Annotated in this window: 3 protein-coding genes; all 3 read left to right on the top strand. The window is 44.4% G+C overall.

Annotated elements, in window-relative coordinates; translation table 11 throughout:
- The coding region (locus JX312_RS11555) for an anaerobic ribonucleoside triphosphate reductase (protein ID WP_204458090.1) at positions 1-1604 on the top strand (1604 nt) is incomplete at its 5' end.
- Positions 1597-2091: an anaerobic ribonucleoside-triphosphate reductase activating protein gene (gene nrdG, locus JX312_RS11550; RefSeq protein WP_204458089.1), complete on the top strand. Its 495-nt coding sequence runs from the start codon at positions 1597-1599 to the stop codon at positions 2089-2091. The genes JX312_RS11555 and nrdG, both read left to right, overlap by 8 nt.
- A 90-nt stretch (positions 2092-2181) precedes the next feature.
- Complete coding sequence (gene rbr, locus JX312_RS11545) at positions 2182-2784, top strand: rubrerythrin (RefSeq protein WP_123404667.1); 603 nt, start codon at positions 2182-2184, stop codon at positions 2782-2784.
- Positions 2785-2932: the final 148 nt, after the last annotated feature.

Below are 2932 nucleotides of genomic sequence, written 5' to 3'. Positions count from 1 at the left end.
GCATAATAGGTTGTATTTCTTTGGAAACCGCACAGAACGAAATGCACGGCGGTCAGGCGATACCTGCCTTTGATTTCTATCTGGCTCCATTCGTAAGGAGTTCATTCATTGAGGAAATCAAGAATCTCGAACATTTCAGCGGACAAGATCTTCATCATCTATATAATAAGGAGATAAAGGATTTCCTAAGAAAAGATCTTGAAAATCTGACAGGCGAAGACAGACTTCTCCAGCATGCGGTCAACAAGACTGTGGAAAGAGTACATCAGGCTATGGAGGCTTTTATACACAATATGAATACAATCCATTCGCGTGGTGGTAATCAGGTTGTATTTTCATCCATCAATTATGGAACCGACACTTCTGCTGAGGGAAGATGCGTCATACGCGAGATATTGAATTCCACATATGAAGGAGTCGGGAACGGTGCTACTGCAATCTTCCCCATACAGATTTGGAAAAAGAAACGCGGTGTCAGTTACCTGCCAGAAGATCCCAATTATGATCTTTACAAACTTGCATGCAAGGTTACGGCAAGAAGATTTTTTCCCAACTTCGTAAACCTAGATGCCTCATTCAACCAACACGAAAAATGGCGTGCAGACGACCCGGAAAGATATAAATATGAGGTAGCAACCATGGGATGCCGCACGAGAGTATTTGAAAACCGATATGGAGAAAAAACATCAATAGGCAGAGGCAACATTTCGTTTTCTACAATCAATATCGTGCGCATAGCAATTGAGCTTATGGGCATCCGTGAAAAAGAGGAAAGAATCGAACGTTTCTTCGAAAAGCTTGATGAAGTCCTTGACATCACCGCTCAGCAGCTTGACGAACGTTTCAATTTCCAAAAAACAGCTCTTGCCAAGCAATTCCCGCTTGTCATGAGTGCGCTTTGGAATGGGGCTGACAAACTCGGTCCCAACGACACTATCGAACCGGTAATCAATCAGGGCACGCTCGGCATAGGTTTTATCGGTCTTGCTGAATGCCTTATCGCCCTCATAGGAAAACACCATGGAGAATCAGATGAGGCACAGGCTCTCGGCTTAAAAATAATAAAACACATGAGGAGCAGAGTCAATGAGTATTGTGAGAAATATGGTCACAATTTTTCTGTACTCGCCACTCCGGCAGAGGGACTCTCGGGTAAATTCACCAAGAAAGACCGCAAGACATTCGGCATAATACCAGGGGTAACCGACAAAGAGTATTACACCAATTCCAACCATGTGCCGGTATACTATCACTGTTCGCCGCGCCATAAAGCCAAAATCGAGGCTCCCTACCATGAACTTACTGGGGGCGGACATATTTTTTATGTGGAAATAGACGGTGATGCCACGCATAATGAGGAGTCCATAATGCAGATTGTTGATCTTCTTGATCAATACAATATGGGATACGGCTCAGTAAACCACAACCGCAACCACTGCCCTCGATGCGGCTATGAGAATGCTGACCAGAATACAGACACATGCCCTAAATGCGGAACTAAATTCGAGACAATACAGCGAATCACCGGATACCTGGTCGGCACCACCGACCGATGGAATTCGGGAAAACTCGCCGAACTACATGACCGCATAGTGCATGAATGATAATGTAAATATTCTCAGGATAATCCGGGGCACCACTGTGGACGGTCCCGGATTCCGCACTTCTATATATTTCGCAGGATGCCGTCACCGTTGTCCGGGCTGTCACAATCTTCAGTCTTGGGATTTCAATGCGGGCAAAACAATGGGTATCGATGAAATACTGGAGGTTATAGAAGAAGAAGATTATGATGTGACACTGACGGGTGGAGACCCGCTGTACAATCCTGATTTTGTGATCTGTCTTGCTGACCGCATCCATTCTCTGGGACATAACATATGGCTTTATACAGGTTTCACATGGGAAGAGATTTTAAATAGCCATGCCCTTTATGATGCCGTATCTCACATAGATGTTATTGTAGACTCCCCTTTTGTTCTCTCGCAAAGAGATCCCGACCTGGCATTCAGAGGATCGTCAAATCAGAGGATAATAGATGTCGCCCAATCAATAAAAAAAGGCGGCATAAATCTTTGGCGCAGGGAATGAACCATTGCCGGCTGTGTGCGTTACATAATTAAAAGTCGTGCATCTGTACGGCATTATTGATTATAAAACCTTTATAAGCTATTTAATATTATGGGCACAAAGAAAAGCATCAAGGGCACAAAGACCGAACAGAATGTGGTCAACTCTTTTCTTGCGGAAACTCAGGCTTTCGCGCGTTATACTTTCTATGCCAGTATCGCAGACAAAGAGCAATACTTCCCCATAGGTGTCATATTCAGAGAAACCGCTGACAATGAACTTCATCATGCAAAAGTTTTCCTGAAGATGCTCGAAGACACTGAAGTCAAGGCGGATCCGGGCGTAGATGCCGGATTCCTTGGGGATACAGCTGCTAATCTACGCACTTCAATAAAGGAAGAAAGCGTTGACGGATATGAGTTTTATTACGCATGTGCAAAAACTGCAAAAGAGGAAGGATTTGATGATATTGCCAAACACTTCAAAGCAATTGCAAGTGCCGAGAAAGTCCATCACGACCGTTTTCAGAAGATGCTTGAAATGGTAGAGAACAATACTTTATGGAAACGCGACACTCCCGTAACTTGGAAATGTCTTGTCTGTGGATATACAGTAGTCGGCAAAGAACCTCCTGCCAAATGTCCCGGCTGTGACCACCCCTACCAGCATTATATCGCGATAGAAGACGGTTACGCTCCGGCTCCGCAGGATTAGTACTTTTACCACAATCTGTTTCTTAAGAGCTTGTTTAAAAATAAAAGTTAATTTGGGGTCGTAGGCTTGGAGCAGGTTTCTTCTTGAGGTGAAGGAGCATAGCGGGCTATGTGACTGAACCGAAAGGAGAAAGATGCCCAAGGCTACG

The sequence above is a fragment of the Barnesiella sp. CU968 genome (assembly GCF_905219685.1).
GTDB lineage: Bacteria > Bacteroidota > Bacteroidia > Bacteroidales > Muribaculaceae > Lepagella > Lepagella muris_A.
Note: the sequence above shows the minus strand (reverse complement) of the source record. Positions and strands in the feature narration are given on the sequence as shown.